The sequence below is a fragment of the Burkholderia sp. Bp8984 genome (assembly GCF_003853755.1).
Taxonomy (GTDB): Bacteria; Pseudomonadota; Gammaproteobacteria; order Burkholderiales; family Burkholderiaceae; genus Burkholderia.
The window spans coordinates 39,939-56,886 of sequence record NZ_QTQN01000001.1 but is presented as its reverse complement, the minus strand read 5'-3'; the positions used below and the strand labels follow the sequence as shown (position 1 = coordinate 56,886).

The following is a 16,948-nucleotide window of genomic DNA, read 5'->3' as shown; positions in this document are numbered from 1 at the left end:
GAGCACGCGATGCTGCAGTTCCTGATCGATGTCCTGATGCGCACGTCCGACTTGTTGCTGGTATCCGTCGGCCTGTCGACGCTGTACTCGCTGATTCGCTTCCCGAACATCGCACACGTCCAGTACGCGATGGTCGGCGCGTTCGCGACCCTCGGGTTCGAGCGCATCGGCATGCCGTTCCCGCTTGCGACCGCCGTGTCGTGCGCGCTGGTCGGCCTTGCCGCGACGCTGCTGAACCTGTTCGTGTTCACGCGCCTGCTGCGCTCCGGCAGCGCGGTCGCGATGATCGGCTCGCTCGCCGTTTCGCTGCTCGCCGTCGCGCTGATGCTCGGCACCGCCGGCTCGCGGCCGCTGCAGTACGCGCAGGCGGTGCGCCCGCCACTGATGGTCGGAGGCGTCGCGATGTCGCCCGCGCAGGCGGGTTCGATCGCGTGCGGTTGCGTCGCGCTCGCCGTTTTCGCGCTGCTGCTGTACCGCACCCGCCTCGGCCGTGCGATGCGTGCGCTCGCGTCGAATCGCGCGCTCGCGCTCGCGACGGGCATCGATGCGCGGCGCGTGACCAACGTGATCACGTTCGCGAGCGGCGTGCTCGCGGCGCTCGGCGGCACGATGCTCGGCGCGACTGAAAGCGTGCACGTCAACCTCGGCTACGGGCTGCTGATCCCGGTGTTTTCCGCCGCGATCCTTGGCGGTCTCGGCAATCCGCTCGGCGCGGCGGCCGGCGCATTCCTGATCGCGCTTGCCGAGACGACCGCGCTCGATGTCGACTTCGGCGGGCTGGTCGGGCGGCCGGTCGCTTTCTTTCCGGTCGAATACGTCGGCGCGGTGTCGTTCGCCATCCTGCTCGTCGTGCTCGTGTTCCGGCCGTATGGAATCTTCGACGGGGAGGTGCGTCGTGTCTAGTTTCATCGTCCATCTGCTGACCGTCACGTGCCTGTACGCGACGATGGCGCTCGGCCTGAACCTGCAGGCAGGCTACGCAGGGCTCGTCAATTTCGGCTTCGTTGCGTTCGCGGGGCTCGGTGCCTACGCCGCCGGCATCGCTTCGCAGCTCGGCTGGCCGCTGCCGGCCGCCGTGGCGCTCGCGGCGGGCGCGGCGAGCGTGCTGGCCGTCTCGATCGCGCGGCTCGGCCGACATCTGTCGGCCGACTATTGGGGCATCGCGACGCTCGCGATCGCCGAGATCCTGCGCACGTTCGCGCTGAACGAGGGCTGGCTGACGGGCGGTGCGCAGGGTATCGGCGGCATCGCGCCGCTCTTTCCCGGGCTGCGCGCGCCGTGGGCCGATCTCGCGTTCCTCGCCGTCTCGGCCGGCGGCCTCGCCGTCGCCTGCGCCGCATGCCGGCTGCTGACCACCGGCCGCTTCGGTCGCGCGCTGAAGGTGATGCGCGAGGAGCCCGCGCTCGCCGTCTGCTTCGGCTACGACCCGGTCGCGCTGAAGACCTGGGCGAGCGTCGCGGGCGCGCTGCCCGCGGCGTTCGCGGGCGCGCTTCTCACCTGGTACATCAGCTACGTCGGCCCGGATGCGATGGTGGCGTCGGAAACCTTCGCGCTGTGGACCATCGTCATGGTCGGCGGGCTCGGCAGCCACGCCGGCGTGCTGGCCGGCGCGCTCATCGTTCAGGCGGTTTACGCGTTCGCGCCGTTCCTGAAGGACTGGCTCGGCGTCGGCAGCGATCTCGCGGGTGCGGTGCGCCTCGGCCTCGTCGGCCTGATGCTGCTCGCATGCGTGCTGTGGCGCCCGCGCGGCCTCGTGCCGGAACGGCTGGAGGTTCGCCCATGAGCGCCCTGCTCGACCTTGAAGGCGTCACGATCCGCTATGGCGACAACGCGGTGCTGTCCTGCCTCTCGCTCGCCGTCGGCGACGGCGAGATCGTCGGACTGCTCGGGCCGAACGGCTCGGGCAAGAGCACGGCACTCAATGCGATCACGGGCTTCGCGCCCGTCGCGGCCGGCGCGATCCGCTTCGCCGGGCGTCGCATCGACACGCTTGCGCCGTACCGGATCGCACGGCTCGGCATCCGCCGGACGTTCCAGTTGCCGTCGATGCCCGCGCGCATGTCGGTGCTCGAACTGGCGATGGCCGCGTCGTCGGCCCGCCACGGCCCCATTGCGGCACTGCTGCGCAGCCGCGCGACACGCACGCTGGAAGCCGCGACGCGCGCTCGCGCCACCGCGCTACTCGAGGAACTGAAGCTCGCGCACGTCGCCCAACTGGGCGCCGCGGCGATCTCCGGCGGCCAGAAGAAACTGCTTGGCATCGCGTGCGCGATGATGACCGAGCCGAAGCTGCTGCTGCTCGACGAACCGACCGCGGGCGTTCACCCCAACCTGCGCGGCGAACTGGTCGCCGAGCTGCGCCGCATCCGCGGACTGGGCGTCACGCTGGTCGTGATCGAGCACGACATGCACTTCATCCGCGAGCTGTGCGACCGCTGCATCGTGCTCGATCGCGGCGCCGCGATCGCCGACTGTCGTCCCGCCGAACTCGAAAGCAACCGGCGCGTGCTCGATGCCTACCTGGGCCGGGCCCATGCGCGCCATCTGATGGGGGCGTCATGATCGAAGTTCGCGACCTGGTCGCCGGCTACACGGCCGACATCGACATCCTGCACGGCGTATCGCTGTCCGTCGGGCCGGTCGACATCGTCACGATCCTCGGCCCGAACGGCTGCGGGAAATCGACGCTCCTCAAGGCGATCGCCGGCTTCGTGCCGCCCCGCGCCGGCACGGTCACGATGCATGGCCGCGACATCGCGCGCGTGCCGGTACACCGCAAGATCCGCGAACACGACATCGGCTTCGTCCCGCAGACCGACAACGTGTTCGGCGCGCTGACGGTGCGCGAGAACCTGATGCTCGGCGGCCACGCGATGTCCGCGTTCCCTCGCGAAACGCGGATCGAGGAGCTGTGCGAGCAATACCCCGTCCTGCGGCGCCGCTATCGGTCGCCCGCGGGCGCGCTGTCCGGCGGCGAGCGGCAGATCGTGTCGCTCGCGCGCGCGCTGATGCCGCGCCCGGTGCTGCTGTTGCTCGACGAGCCGTCGGCCGGCCTGTCGCCGAAAATGGTCGACGAGGTGTTCGACGCGATCGTACGGATGCGCGATACCGAGCACGTCGCGGTGCTGGTGGTCGAACAGAACGCGATCGAGGCGCTGCACATCGCCGATCGCGGCGTGGTGCTGACGATGGGTCGCGTCGCGCTGACGGGCACCTCGGCCGAGCTGCTCGACAGCGACGAGATGCGGCGCCTCTATCTCGGTGGGCGCGCGGCATGAGCACGAACGCCGCGCCCGCAGCCGGCGCGACCGGCGCGCCTGCCGCGCGGCCGGCACACGTGCTGGTCGCGCTTGCCTGCGGCTTCGTGATGGCGATGCTCGACGTGACCATCGTGAACGTCGCGCTGAAGGCGATGCAGGGGAGCCTCGACATGTCGCTGACCGCGCTCGTCTGGGTCGTCGACGCCTATACGCTCAGCTTCGCCGCGCTGCTGCTGTTCGGCGGCGCGCTCGCGAACCGTTACGGGTCGCGTGCGATCTATGTCGCCGGGCTCGCGCTGTTCGTCGCCGCGTCGGTGCTTTGCGCGGCCGCGCAGACGAGCGGCATGCTCGTCGCCGCGCGGCTGCTGCAGGGCGTGGGTGCCGCGCTCTTCATGCCAAGCTCGCTCAGCCTGCTCACGCTGGCGTTTCCGGCCGGGCCGGTGCGCACGCGGATGATCGGCATCTGGGGGGCGCTCGTATCGGCGGCGATGGCGATCGGGCCGTGCATCGGCGGCGTGCTCGTCGACGCGATCGGCTGGCGCGGGATCTTCTGGGTCAACCTGCCTGTCGGGCTCGCCGGACTGTGGCTCACGTGCCGCCATGTCGAGCATTCGCCGCGCCATCCCGGCCCGCTGAACACGATCGGCCATCTGCTCGGCGCGCTCGCGCTCGCGGCGCTCAGCTATACGCTGATCGAGGGGCCGGGCACCGGCTGGCGCTCGCCCGCCATCGTCGCCGGCGCGGCCGCGACGTTTGCCGCCGGCGCGGCATTCGTGTGGCGCGAACGTCGCGCCCGCGACCGGATCCTGCCGCCCGCGCTGCTGCGCAACCGGCGCTTCGTCGCGGGCGGACTGCTCGGGCTCGCGATCAATTTCGGCATCCTCGCGGAAATCTTCCTGCTGAGCCTTTACCTGCAGCAGACGCGCGGCGCGAGCGCGCTGCGCGCCGGCTTCGAGCTGTTTCCGCTGATGGCGATGTTCGGCATCGGCAATCTCGCGTCCGCCCGCGTGAGCGCGCGGCTCGGCCCGCGCGGCACGCTGCTTGCGGGCCTCGCGCTCGCCACGCTCGGCAGCGCCGCGCTGATCGGCATCGAGGAGCTGCCCTACACGGCGCTCGCGATCGCGGTCGGCATCGCGAACCTCGGCGCGGGCCAGGCCATCCCCGCGATGAATCTCGTCGTCATGCAGTCGGCCGGCCCCGCGGACGCGAATCTGGCCGCCGCATCGCTGAACGCGAGCCGGCAGATCGGCTCGCTGGTCGGCGTTGCGATCGCGTCGGTCGTGCTGCACGCGATCGCCAGCCCGGAGCGCTCGACCGCGGCCGGTTTCGCCGTGATCGCGAGCGTCTACCTGGCCGGCTTCGCGATCGTGTTCAGACGCATCGACCCGGGTTGACGCCCCCGCGGGCCGCCCTTCTTCATGACAGCGAGGACATCATGCACACAGCGACTGGCCGCAAGGGATGGTGGATTCAACCGGTCGATGCAACACACTAGACACTGCGTAAGCAGTGGCTCGAGCTTCTCTGCATCCGACAACACTCTGGACTGTGCCCCTTCCCCAACAGATTGGTGAAGCTCCAGTTCGCCATCGGTCTTACCCCGCAACAGTTAGAACTTGTGCCGAATGCCAATTCTCGCCGCAGTCTGAAAACTCGTGCTGGACGGCGACCCGAGCGCTGCTTCGATTTGAGCGCCGTGTGCATGATCATGCGCGAGCGCCCCAACGAAATAAACGTCCGTGCGTTTGGAAATGAAGTAATCCGCCCCGATGGTGACCTGATTCGCGCTGCCGACCCCGTTATTGCGCTCTTGAAACTGGAACCCTGCTCCAAGCGAAAGATCTGGCCTGACAAAGTAAGTCATGCCACCGTCATAGGTCAGCGCCCGAGCTTTGGTGCCGCTGCTCAACTGGACATCGGTCACTACGCCGAATATCTGGGCTTTCCCGAGACTGTAAGTTGCACCGCCTGCGTATTCCGTCAAATTCGCGGAGTTTGTCGCGTTATGCTGCTTGAAATACGACAGCGATGCGGCGAGCCCACCTTGACTGTAGTTCAGCAGAAAATTCATCGAGCTATTGGTGCCCAACGAGCCGGCGACATTGCCGAAACCATACATGGCGCCGGCACTGAAACCCGAAATCTTTGGCGAGAGATACTTCACCGAGTTATTGACGTTATCGCCCCACAGTCGGTTATCAAGCGTATACCCGCCAGCCGCATACGCCGGGATTCCCCACCCCAGGATGCCCGCTGCCGTGTTTCCTGCGATCGAGTACGCCGGGAAAATATCGCCGATGAAGTCGTATTGCCGCCCGAGCGTCAGCGTCCCGAAGCGCCCGTCAAGGCCCACGAAGGCTGCTCGATTGAACAACAGCCCGCTCTGCGCCAAGGCCCCGTTGGAAAGTTGAAAGCCACTTTCGAGCGTGAAGATCGCCTTGAGCCCGCCCCCCAGGTCCTCTTTACCCGTCAGCCCCCACCGATCTCCCTGCGACGACCCGGACGCAAACTGCACGAGCGCGCCATGTCCGGTGCTCGACGTCGCATTGTTCGTGTACGTAATGCCCGCATCCACCAGCCCGTACAGCGTCACTGAGGACTGCGCATGTGCCGCGCCGCACCCAACCGCGGCGCAGACAACCATGCTTCGCTTGATGACCATATTCATATCGCTTTCCTAATTTTGTAGCGTAGTTTTCGTTGACGAGAATGACTGAGGAAAACGTCCCGCTGGAAATGCATCGGAATCGTTTGGTCAATGGGCAGGCGTCTCCGGGTAATCCTGCAGCTTGCCTCACTACAACGAACAGTCTCAGCACGTCCGCTTCCCACTGTGCGTCTACTCTATGAGCAGCTTTTTTTGAGCCCCATCGTTAGAAATGTCGACACGAATTCCCTGGCCTCCCCCCTCGCTCACGAAATTCGAAGGCCCCGGCGAGCGTCCCTTTTTGATCTGTAGGTATGCCGTGGATCCAGCTGAGACATGAATGCAACGAACAGGTAGAGGAAGCGAAGTTTCGTTGCCGATCAGCATTTTTTCCCTGCTATGCTTGACGTGTAATGCGAGCCTGTCTTTCAAGGCTGCCGCGCATGCTGTCTCTTGATTCTTCCTACCGATGAGGCACCCTTGAAGCCACCAGTTCACGACCTCACGCTCGACGAACTCCGACTTTTCGGGGACATCATCGGACGGCTCGAAGAGCTCGGGCCGATGGTGGATGTAAGACGCGTCGTTTTGCCAGACTTGACCCGGCTGCTGCGATCCGATTTCTGCGTCTCGTACAACTGGGATGCAGAAAAAGGAACATACGTCGACCCGATCGCGGTCAACGTCGACTCCGATCATGTGCGCCGCTACACGAGCTGGTACCAGCACAATGACCCGATGACGGCGCAGCTCTGCAAGATGCGCAAAGCCACCTTGGTGGAGGAGGTCATGGACCGACCTGCACTAGAGAAAAGTGAGTTCTATAACGAGTTTCTCGCACAGGATGGTTTGCATCACGGGATCAACATGTTTGTTTTCGACGGCGAGCGCCAGCTCAGCGATCTGAGAATCTGGCGGACACAGGATCGACCTGAATTCGAGATGCGCGACAAACTCGTGCTCGATGCGCTCGAGCCGTTCCTTTGCCGCGCCATCAAACGTCGGGCAGGTAGTGCAACGGGTCTCACCGACCGTGAGAGCGAGATCGCGCAACTTGTCGCGAAGGGTTGTACCGATCAGGATATCGGCCGCCTGCTCTGCATCAGCTTGTCGACCGTGCGCACCCATTTGCGGCGGATCATGGACAAGAAGGGATTCTCCAACCGCGCGGAGCTTGCTGCTTCCGTCGCCGCGGCTAGAACGACCGCGCCGTCATGAGTGTCGAACGGCACGATCGACGATCAGGTGCACGCGACGCGACGAATCGTTTGATACGGAAGACTAAACCGCCAATACGGCTTCGAGCTGGTCGCGAGACATATCGATCGAGTCGCCCGACAGCACGATCTCTCCATGATCCAAACCGATGAAATTGTCGGCGATCGAAGTTAGAAACGTCAGATTCTGTTCGACAACCACGAACGCCGCTCCTTCTGCGGTCCGAGACCGGATAACAGACGCCATGCGCTCCAGGTTCTCCTGCTGAACCCCTTCCGACGGCTCGTCGATCAGCGTGAGAGGCGAACGCTCCGCGATGATTCTGGCGAAGGAAAGCAACTTCTTTTCACCACCGCTCAGCTTTCCAGCCGGCTGCAACAACCGCTCTTGCAGACGCGGGAAGATCCGGAACAAGTCGTCGTATGCGTCCAGGCTTCTTGTCTTGAATCCGAGTGTCAGGTTGTCTGCGACGCTCAAATTGTCAAAGACAACCCGTTCCTGCGGCGCGTAGCTCATCCCCAAACGTCGTCGCTGATGCGACGGCACTTTGCCGACTTCACCCCCGTTGACGGTTACGGCACCGGACATGGGCCGGATGACGCCCGTCAAAGCGCGCATCAGCGTCGACTTGCCCACACCATTGCGGCCGAATACACCCAGGACGTTACCCGCAGCCACCTCGCCGCTGATCCCTTTGAGCACCATCGTGTCACCATAGCCGGCGACGATCGACGAAAAGCTCAACATGGCTTCTCGCTGGCGTTCGCTCATTTTCTTCCTCCTGAGTAGACAGCCTTGACCTCTGTCGACATCTTGATCTGCGACAGAGACCCGACCGCGAGGCTTCTTCCCTGATGAAGCACCACCACGTTGCCGGCGATCTTTTCGAGCGCGCTCATGTCATGCTCGATCACGATGGCTGACGCCTCCAGTTCGCCGACGGTCGACGTGATCGCGTCCATCATGTGACGGGTTTCGTGCGCCGAGAGGCCCGCGCACGGCTCGTCGAGGAGCAAAAGACGCGGCTCGGTGATGGCCACCATCGCGAACTCCAGCATCTGGCGCATCCCTTGAGAAAGATCTCCCGCACGAACAGCCATATTCGATTCAAGAAACCCGAATTTTCCAAGCGTGCGGACGCGTTGAACCGAATTCCAATGCAGGGGCGCCGCAGTCAGCATCTCTCGAGGACGGATCCGATTCGCCCACAGGGCGATCTGAAGATTCTTGTCGACGGACAACTGGGCGAAAACCGTGGGAATCTGAAACTTGCGGCCGACTCCCAGTCGGGCGACCTGCCAGGCCTGAGAGGACGAAATCTCGGCCCCGCGAAAGTGGATTTCGCCTGAACGGACTGGCAAGCGGCCCGTCATTGCATTGAACGTCGACGTCTTCCCGGCGCCATTGGGGCCAATGAAACAATTGATGACCCCGGCTCCCACCTCGAGATCGAGCCCGTTGAGAATGTTGACGCTACCCTGGCTGACTTCCACCTTCCTGAAACTGAGCAGCGTGGATTGAAGCGGTCGTATGTCAATCGTAGCGATGTCGGGCGCATCGGCCCGTTTCTCCGGAATCGTGTTCGCGACTCGCAGACCCGCAATTCGGGCAAGCGCAGCGGCCATGCCGGCCAGGCCATCGGGAAACAGCCGCACCACACCGATGAAAATCAGCGCAACCAGCACTTCCCAATAGGTAAACAGATCACGCCAGGTCGCTGCGAGCAGTCCGATCACGACGGCACCGAGTTGCGCGCCCAACGGACTGCGCTTTCCCCCGACGGCCGCCCAGATGACAAACTGCGCTGACAACGCCACGCCGACCGCCTGAGGACCGACGAGGCCCTCATGAGGCGCATACAGCGCGCCCCCCAAACCTGCGATCGCGCCCGATAGGCCAAAAGCGGCAGCCTTCAGTTTGTGTGTCGCGAATCCAAAGAACTGGAGGCGATCTTCGTTCTCTGAAGTGGCGGCCCAGAGCGTCCCGATCGGTCTGCGGTTCAACCAGGTGATCAGCGCCGTGACGACAACCGCAGCCGCGGCGATCACGTAATACAGGCTTCCATACCTGTCGGTCATCGGCAGATCGGGGATATCGGTCAACCCATTGAAGCCGCCGGTTACGCTGCTCCATTGATTGGCGACCAGAAACCCCAACATGCAAAGCGCAAGGGTAATCAACGAAAAGAACGGCCCACTGTCGATCCGGCGCGCAAAGACGATCAATCCGATTGCATAGGCCAGGGCCGCCGGTACTGCAATTGCAAGCGGAAGCATAATGATCTGCCATTCGCCACCGGCCGCGGCGGCGCAGCGCAATACAAAGGCGCTGACATACGCACCCAGCCCGAAAAACAGGCTTTGGCCCAGCGGCAAGAAGCCCGCATTCCCCCAGCACAAAGCAACGCTTTGCGAGGCCATTCCATACAGCAACAGAAGCCCGATCTGGTTTGCGCTGTAATCACCGGCCCACCGCGGCAGGCTGAGAAGAATCGCCGCCGTGACAACCTGGATGGCCGTTTCAACGGCGCGAGACGAGGCCATTTGGGCGACTCCACAAGAAATAGATGGACAGGATCAGGACAGCGGTATAGCCCGACGTCTGATCGATGAAACTCGACACCGCGACCTGCGTCCCTCCGATGACGAACGTGCCTACCGCGAGACCGAGCAGGCTGCCCAGGCCACCGACAACGAGCACGAAAAACGAATTGAGCAGATAGTCGAGGCCCATGTATGGCTCGACCCGTACGATCGGTGCGAGAAGCACCCCCGCCAACCCGGCCAGCACCACACCCGTAATGAACGTGCCGCTGGCCAGTCGGGCAGTATTGATGCCGGCTGCCTTGGCAAGAAGCGGATTCGCGACCATGCCTCGAATCCGCGCGCCCGTCTGGCTGCGGCTGTACCATGCGGCGAGCCCCGCGAATGCCAGGCCCACCGCGAGCATCATCGCGAGCCGGAATGCCGGATACTGGGTGCCAAGGACATCCATCGATTTGCCATCCGCACCCGTCACGTCCTGGTAACCCTTTCCGAACAATGCGACCACGCCTTCGCGCAGTAGGATCGAAACGCCCCAGGTTGCGAGCAAGGTGTCGAATGGCCGCTCATACAAAGGGCGAACCAGCAGGCGCTCGACGATCCATCCGACAGCAGCGCATACGACGATCGCCAAAGGTATGGCAAGCAAGGCGGGTAACCCGAGACGCTGCACGACGACCACCGAATACGCGCCCAGCATGATGAACTCGCCGTGTGCCATGTTCAACACGCCCAGCAGCCCGAACACGATTGCCAGACCTATCGTCGTGAGCGCGAGGGCCGCGCATGCGTATCCGAGATTGAGAAGATGGGAAAGCAGCATGACTTCAACCCGCACCCGCTCCGCTCGCACAGGTTTCGGCCGAGCTCAGTTGTGAGAACGTCTTGACGACGTCGTATCGGACGCCTGATGCCTTCGCGAGGAAGATGTCGGCCGTCACATTGCGCGACTTCATCGTGACCGCGCCGCGCGGGCCTGTGTAACTTGCGCCATCGGAAGTCTTCGTCAGATCGCCGATCGACGCGGAATTCGCCTTCCTGGCCATGGCGTCATACATCAGGATGCCCTCGTACGTCGACTCGCCGATGCTGCTCAAAACCGCCGAAGCACCGAACTGCTTGTGATAGCGCTCCAGAAACTGCCCGGACGTGGCGGTCGGCGTCGAGAAAAAGCCGGAGGCCGAGTAGAGGTTCCTGGAGTTGGACGCACCGATGCCGATCAATGTGTTTTCTTCGACCATCGTGCCGAAGCGGATCATCTTGTCGCTGAGACCGAAGCTCGCAAAACTTCGGTTGAACGTGACGGCCGACCCGCCCACCAGCGTGATGAAGACCGCATCCGCCTTGCTGTCCCGGATTTTGCCGAGTACCGCGTCGAAGTTGTCGACGTCGAATGGAACGTACTCTTCGCCGACCACGGCCGCGCCGGAACCCTGAATCGCCTTTTTCGCCACTTCGTTCGACTTGCGCGGCCAGATGTAGTCGTTGCCGATCAGGAACCAGCGCTTGACCTGGTGTTTGGCGGTCAGCCACGGAATGACCGGCGCCAGTTGCTGCGCAGGCGTCTCGCCAACGAAGAACGTGCCCTTCGCGCAATCGCCGCCCTCGTACATCGGGGTATAGAAGTAAGGCACCTGGCCTCGGAACAGACTTTCCAGCGCCGTCCGGACAGCGCTATCGTGCGATCCGACAAAGACCTCCGCCTTGTCGCGCTTCCAGAGGCGGAGCGCCGTCTGCGCCGACTCGGAAGGTGCGGCGCCGGCGTCGCCCACCAGCAACTCGAGGGGGCGCCCCAAAACGCCCCCGCGCGCATTGATCTCGTCGATTGCCAACGCCGCACAGTTTTTGCAGGCTTGACCGAAAAATGCGGCCGGCCCGCTCATCGGCGCCATCAGCGCCAGCTTCAGCGGCTGGTTTGCCGCGCGTACCGATGCCGGAACGAGCCCCCCGACGCCCACCGCGGCACTTGCAGCACCGAGCGCAATACTTTTCAGGATATTTCGACGATTCATTTGCTTGCCTTTCTCGTTAAGCCGTTGCCGGATGAATCAAACGTGTGCGTCGAGACGCGGGAACGTCGCGGCACACAGCACGCGCTCCATTTCCTTGCCGATCTGCAGGATTCGCTGATCCGAATACGGAGCACCGTCCAGCGCCAGTCCAACCGGGAGCCCATCCTGGGTCAGACCTGCGGGAATGGTGATGCCGGGTACCCCGGCATTGCTGCCTGGTTCGGTATTTCGCGTGTACGCGGCAAAGACATCGAGCGCTTCAGACCCGACCGCCACGGTTTCAGAGCCGATGTTGCAAGCCGGAATCAGGACGGTGGGAAATAGCAGCGCGTCGGCCTCCATTTCGCGAAGACACGCCACGTAAGACGTGCGCGACCGCTCTCGCGCGAGAAGAGCTTCGGTATATTCGGCCGCGGAAATCGCACCGGCCCCCAGGATGTCGCTGACGATGCGGACTACATCCGGGCTTTTGATCCGGGCAACGATCTCCGGGAACGTCACAGCCACGCCACCTGTTTCCAGATAGCGGCCCACGGCACCGCCAAACTCGAAAAACGGGATGGTTGCGCTCTTCTGCGCACGGAAAAACGGATAACGTCGCAGGTCTACGTCAACCAGTTCGAAGCCTGCATCCTCGAGCTTCTGCAGCGCATGTTCGAGTACCGGCCGCGCATCGGGTGACAGCCCCTCCCACAACGTCGAGTACGGGACTGCCAGGCGAAAGTCACGTGCACCGTCGACAACGGGAGGCGCTGAACCACTTCCGGACAGGATCTCGTCCAGCAACATCATGTCGGAGACGGTTCGGGCAATCGGACCGACCGTGTCGCGCGTGGGCGATATCGGTACGACTCCCTCTGACGGATAGCGTCCATGCGTGGGACGAAAGCCGACCAGTCCACACAGCGCCGCCGGTATTCGCACCGATCCGCCCGTGTCGGTGCCGAGCGCCGCCGGCACCGCACCACTCGCCACCAGCACGGCAGACCCGCCGCTGCTTCCGCCAGGAATTCTGGACGGGTCATACGGATTGCGGGCCGGGCCGAAAAATCCGTTGTCGTTGGTGCAGCCGAAAGCGAGTTCGTGCATGTTGGCTTTGCCCGCGACCAACGCACCCGCTTCGATCACGCGCGCCACGACCGGCGCGTTCGCTCGAGGTACGGCGTTGCGCAGCGCTGCCGTTCCAGCGGCTGTCGGCATGCCCACGCAGTCGATGTTGTCCTTGATTGCCAATGGAATGCCTGCAAGTGACATCCGGCCTGTTCGGGCTGCGGGAGATTCATCATGCGCCCGCGCCGATTGCAACAATTTCTCCGGGTCGACATACACGAACCCGTTCAGCGACTCGGTTTCAGCCTGTCGATCCATCAGCGCCTGAACGTATTCCAGGCAGGAGATCTCGCGTCGATCGATCGCACCTTTGGCGTCGACGACTGAAAGCTGCGGGAGGGTTGGCATCTACGTCTCGCTTACATTTCGGTCTTCGTAGATTGCACGCCTGCTTTTTTGCAGCGTATCGTCAGAAATGACGACGACGCGCTCAACCGTGGCAGCGTCACCTCACCGCGCCCGATGCAGCCCCGCGACCGACGTCGGCGGCCTTGATCGCGCGAGTCCCCGCAAAGGTCTGAAATCCGCCTGCTCTTTGCCGAACGTTCAGACCGCGTCGATGTTCGAGACGGAATGCTTCGACGTCGCGGCCGGCACCGTTTCATCGAGAAACATCCCCACGAAAGCGCTCACCAACGACACCCCACCGACGATCAGCATCGGATAGCCAAGACCGAACGTGTCGGCGAGCCCGCCAGCCACCACCGGCATCAGGACTCCACCGATGAGTTCACTGACAGCGGTAGGAACGCCTACGGCGGAGCCAGTCAGCGTGGACGGTACGGATTCGCATGGAATCACGGCAAGAAAGAGCGGTGCGATGCCGAAGCCGCAAATCCCGGCAGCAAAGAGATTCGCGAACATGACGATCGGAGAAGCGTGACAAAGAACGAAAGCCAACATCAGGATGCCGTAGCAAGTCGCAGAGACGACGAGCACGATCCGCCGCCCGAGCCGATCAGAGATCGCCGGAACGGCGATCATCCCGATAAACCCGCCGAAACCCCATCCGGAGATGATCAGGCCGACCGTGCCGAGGCTGAGGCCCGCCACTTTGGTCAGATAGAGCGCGACGAACGTCGAGAACACGAACAGGCCCGTCTGGAAAAGCGATCCGATGACCGTGGTCAGCCAGATGTTCTTGTATCGCAGCACGGTCAAGGGGCCGCCCGATGCCGATCGGACCTGCTTGTCGCGATTTGCCTCCGACTTCCGCATGGTCCTGCCGATCAGGAACGTCAGCAAAAGCCCCGGGATACCGAGAACGAAGAACACCCACTCCCAGCGCATATGCATCGCGAGCTGGGTAGCGATGATCGGTCCAAGACCGATACCAAGAAGGGGGAAAAACGACTGGTGAATGCCAAGATTCAAGCCGCGCCGACGCGGCGTCGATATCTCGTCGATGGTCGCAACGCTGGCGCTGAAGACGCCCCCCTCTCCCACGCCGAGGAGGCCGCGCACAAGCAGCATGCTGTGGAACGACTTGGCGACACCGGTAAAGGATGTCATCACCGAGAAGAAGATTGAAGAACCGAGCAGAATCTTGCGACGCCCATGGCGGTCGGACAGACTCCCGAGCACCCATGTCGAAACTGCCCAAGTCAATGCGAGAACCGAGGCGATGGCGCCTGCCTGCGTGTTGTTCAGTTTGAGCTCCGGCAGCAGCACCGGAAACAGGTACACGATGACCAGACGATCGAGACCGACGATTCCGAACAGCACCGCAAGAAAGATGACCATCTTCCATTCGTAGTCTCGATTTTCTTTGTAGTTCATATCGACATCCTAAATATATGGTCGAGACCGGATTGCCGTTATTTCGAAAAAACCGTCCGGTTTCAATCGATATCAAGCAAACACGGTAGCGACATGAAAACCTCTGACCCGGCTCGCCATGGCATGACATGGCGAACTCGATGGTCCCGTTACTGATCTACGCCACTTCCCGCAAGCTCGGACAAGCAGCCGTTGTCTGATGACGTTTGAGCATCGGCGCGCGTCTCCACCGGCGTTCTGTCGAGAGTCTCGGCGAAAGGGGGGCGCGGCCGCCGATCGATCAGCAATCGCAGAACGTCCGGCCGCGAGTAATGCCCCGCGGGATCGAAAACGCACTTCGAAAGCGATTGCAGGCCGAGATCGATGTTGGCGTAGAGCAAGCCTTCTGCGGTTTCGTCGAGCTTTTCGAACAATTCCGCCCCGTCAGGCCCGTATCCAACGCTATGGCCACCGCCTGGCCGCAACAGCTGACGTTTGTCCGCGGTGTCACACAGACTCTCGACCATCTCTTCGGTGACGACTGTCGAAGGCGCAAGGACAAAGCACCCTCCTTCGACGGCGTAGGTTCGCGAAACCGCGTTGTTCACCTGGTGGCTCAATGCGCTCGCAAATTCATAGAGGGAAAAGCTCGGCCAGGCGGCAACGTGGACCTGTTCGCCTTGCGCATACATGGCGGCTTTGGTCAAAGGTTGCACGTGCTCGGCACAACAAAGCGCGCCGAGCTTTCCCAGCGGACTGTCGACCACGGTCAAGCCACTGCCCTCCCCGTCACCGAAAACCGTCCGTTCGAGGTGTGTGGGCTTGAGTTTCTGTCGTTGCAGGAGTGTTTCCCCGTCGGGGCCGATAATCCATTGGGAGATATACAACGAGTGGCCCTTGCGCTCCGAGAGTCCCATCACCACCGTGATACGGTTTTTTCTCGCCGCGTCCCTCAGTGCGTCGGCTTCCGGACTGTCGTAGCTCAGTGAGTTGTCGAAGTAGCGCTGGACATAGCCTTTGCTCATATACCAGGCCGGGGTACCGAGCCAGACATAGAACGGATAGCCCGGCAGCCAGACTTCGGGGAATGCGATCAGGTCGGCGCCGGCCTGCGCGGCCTGTTCAATCAAGCGGATGGACTTTTCGATTCCGGCCTGAAGATCGAGGAACGCCGGGGCGGCCTGCACCACAGCCGCTTTATATTGGGGATGGTTGAGAGCCAAGATATTCCTCCACGACTCGCGGGCGGGACGCCCGCAACGTTGTAGATGAAGTGTCCCGGGCCAATATGGCGGACGCTTGACTCTGACAGAACAGGATTTTCACTTTTGCTGCCAGCAGGTGGGATCGCTGTCGCAGCCAACTCAGGACGCTTCAGAAAGCGTCGCAATGCTTCGCACGGTAGTCGCGGGCGGACATTCCGAAGTGACGTCGAAACGTACGGCTGAAATGCGATGCATTATTGAAACCCCATGCCATCGCAATATCGGTAATCGAGCGGTTTGCGTAGGCGCGCTGCTGAAGCCACTCGCCGCATCCATTGAGTCTGGTCGTACAGATGATCTCGCCTATCGACTCTCCGGCCTCGGCGAACAGTCGGTAAAGGTAACGGCTGGAAACCCCAAGCTCATCGGCGATCTGTTCGGGTCCCAGTTCCGGTTCGTGGATACGATCCTTGATGAACGCACGCGCCCGGAGCAGATGCATCTCCTTCACGTTGGATTTCGGCAGGGGAACCGTGTTGAAATGATCGGCCAGCGCCAGGGCGACCAGATTTGCGGTCACATCGGCAAGCTTCCCGCAGCCGGCCACGGCGCCTTCGTCTGACGAAAGCGCTCTGTGCAGGGATGCGATATGGTCGGCCGCGACGCGGCGGATCCCCGTCGCCGCGGGAATCCTCACTGCCGTATGCTGCCGGCCACACGGCACCAATTTCTCCAGCGCCCTGCGCGGAAAGCGGATCGTGTAATGCTCCCCGGAAAAATGCCACGCGAAATTGCGCGACGAGTCGAACAGCACCATGTCGGTAGGGTCGACGAACGCGGTGCGGGCATCCTGCTCGATTGCACCTCGCCCCTCGATCTGTATCGACACGAGCAGGTAGTCGTCCGCCGTGCGCCGCACTTCCTCCCAGTCATGCGCCGCAACGTGATCGACCGCCGAGATCCGTGACACGCACACTCCGTCGGTGTTCACGCTGGAGATCTCGCCACGAAATCCCTGATCGGACTCGGTCCTGAAAACCATGGGGACGCAACTGGCCCGAACCTGATCCGCCCATGCCACAAGCCGGTCGTCGCGATGGTATTGATCCGTAGTAATCACTTGATTCATGGCACAAGATTCCGACTACAAATACGCGGGATAGCGATCCCGAACAATTGCGCATCCAGAATCCCG

15 protein-coding genes are annotated in these 16,948 nt (G+C 62.8%); 6 read left to right on the top strand and 9 right to left on the bottom strand.

Features of this window, described 5'->3' with window-relative positions:
* The first annotated feature begins 9 nt into the window (after positions 1 to 9).
* The 5 genes from DID98_RS00185 to DID98_RS00165 are packed head-to-tail and all read left to right on the top strand — an operon-like array spanning position 10 to position 4,654.
* Positions 10 to 903, top strand: a complete 894-nt coding sequence (locus DID98_RS00185; RefSeq protein ID WP_124519425.1) for a branched-chain amino acid ABC transporter permease — start codon at positions 10 to 12, stop codon at positions 901 to 903.
* The gene (locus tag DID98_RS00180; protein WP_124569968.1) at positions 896 to 1,783 is read left to right on the top strand and encodes a branched-chain amino acid ABC transporter permease; all 888 of its coding nucleotides are present in this window, start codon (positions 896 to 898) and stop codon (positions 1,781 to 1,783) included. The genes DID98_RS00185 and DID98_RS00180 overlap by 8 nt, the downstream gene beginning before the upstream one ends.
* On the top strand, positions 1,780 to 2,562 hold the full coding sequence (locus tag DID98_RS00175; RefSeq protein ID WP_124569966.1) for an ABC transporter ATP-binding protein: 783 nt from the start codon (positions 1,780 to 1,782) through the stop codon (positions 2,560 to 2,562). Before DID98_RS00180 ends, DID98_RS00175 begins: the two co-directional genes overlap by 4 nt.
* Positions 2,559 to 3,278 (top strand): ABC transporter ATP-binding protein, encoded by a 720-nt coding sequence (locus tag DID98_RS00170; RefSeq protein ID WP_124569964.1) that lies wholly within the window; start codon positions 2,559 to 2,561, stop codon positions 3,276 to 3,278. The genes DID98_RS00175 and DID98_RS00170 overlap by 4 nt, the downstream gene beginning before the upstream one ends.
* The gene (locus DID98_RS00165; protein ID WP_124569962.1) at positions 3,275 to 4,654 is read left to right on the top strand and encodes an MFS transporter; all 1,380 of its coding nucleotides are present in this window, start codon (positions 3,275 to 3,277) and stop codon (positions 4,652 to 4,654) included. Before DID98_RS00170 ends, DID98_RS00165 begins: the two co-directional genes overlap by 4 nt.
* 215 nt (positions 4,655 to 4,869) lie before the next feature.
* Here the strand turns inward: DID98_RS00165 and DID98_RS00160 are convergent, their stop codons facing one another.
* The gene (locus tag DID98_RS00160) at positions 4,870 to 5,928 is read right to left on the bottom strand and encodes a porin (protein ID WP_260426175.1); all 1,059 of its coding nucleotides are present in this window, start codon (positions 5,926 to 5,928) and stop codon (positions 4,870 to 4,872) included.
* A 459-nt stretch (positions 5,929 to 6,387) separates the two neighbouring features.
* On the opposite strand from DID98_RS00160, the gene DID98_RS00155 reads away from it, so the two are divergent.
* Entirely contained in the window at positions 6,388 to 7,125 is a 738-nt protein-coding gene (locus DID98_RS00155) for a helix-turn-helix transcriptional regulator (RefSeq protein ID WP_260426176.1), read from the top strand.
* Positions 7,126 to 7,188: 63 nt separating this feature from the next.
* Here DID98_RS00155 and DID98_RS00150 read toward each other — a convergent pair whose 3' ends face one another.
* The 8 genes from DID98_RS00150 to DID98_RS00115 form a co-directional block, all read right to left on the bottom strand.
* Positions 7,189 to 7,896, bottom strand: a complete 708-nt coding sequence (locus tag DID98_RS00150) for an ABC transporter ATP-binding protein (protein ID WP_260426177.1) — start codon at positions 7,894 to 7,896, stop codon at positions 7,189 to 7,191.
* Positions 7,893 to 9,668 (bottom strand): ABC transporter permease subunit, encoded by a 1,776-nt coding sequence (locus tag DID98_RS00145; RefSeq protein ID WP_124569960.1) that lies wholly within the window; start codon positions 9,666 to 9,668, stop codon positions 7,893 to 7,895. The genes DID98_RS00150 and DID98_RS00145 overlap by 4 nt, the downstream gene beginning before the upstream one ends.
* Positions 9,646 to 10,491: a branched-chain amino acid ABC transporter permease gene (locus DID98_RS00140; RefSeq protein ID WP_124569958.1), complete on the bottom strand. Its 846-nt coding sequence runs from the start codon at positions 10,489 to 10,491 to the stop codon at positions 9,646 to 9,648. The genes DID98_RS00145 and DID98_RS00140 overlap by 23 nt, the downstream gene beginning before the upstream one ends.
* Positions 10,492 to 10,495: 4 nt before the next feature.
* Positions 10,496 to 11,680: a substrate-binding domain-containing protein gene (locus DID98_RS00135; protein ID WP_124484768.1), complete on the bottom strand. Its 1,185-nt coding sequence runs from the start codon at positions 11,678 to 11,680 to the stop codon at positions 10,496 to 10,498.
* A gap of 36 nt (positions 11,681 to 11,716) precedes the next feature.
* Positions 11,717 to 13,138: an indoleacetamide hydrolase gene (gene iaaH / locus DID98_RS00130; RefSeq protein WP_124569956.1), complete on the bottom strand. Its 1,422-nt coding sequence runs from the start codon at positions 13,136 to 13,138 to the stop codon at positions 11,717 to 11,719.
* 198 nt (positions 13,139 to 13,336) lie between these two features.
* The gene (locus tag DID98_RS00125) at positions 13,337 to 14,569 is read right to left on the bottom strand and encodes an MFS transporter (RefSeq protein ID WP_221621947.1); all 1,233 of its coding nucleotides are present in this window, start codon (positions 14,567 to 14,569) and stop codon (positions 13,337 to 13,339) included.
* A 149-nt stretch (positions 14,570 to 14,718) separates the two neighbouring features.
* On the bottom strand, positions 14,719 to 15,771 hold the full coding sequence (locus tag DID98_RS00120; protein WP_124569954.1) for a carbon-nitrogen hydrolase family protein: 1,053 nt from the start codon (positions 15,769 to 15,771) through the stop codon (positions 14,719 to 14,721).
* A gap of 151 nt (positions 15,772 to 15,922) precedes the next feature.
* Positions 15,923 to 16,882, bottom strand: coding sequence for a helix-turn-helix domain-containing protein (locus DID98_RS00115; RefSeq protein WP_124484765.1), 960 nt, complete (start codon positions 16,880 to 16,882; stop codon positions 15,923 to 15,925).
* Positions 16,883 to 16,948 lie beyond the last annotated feature (66 nt).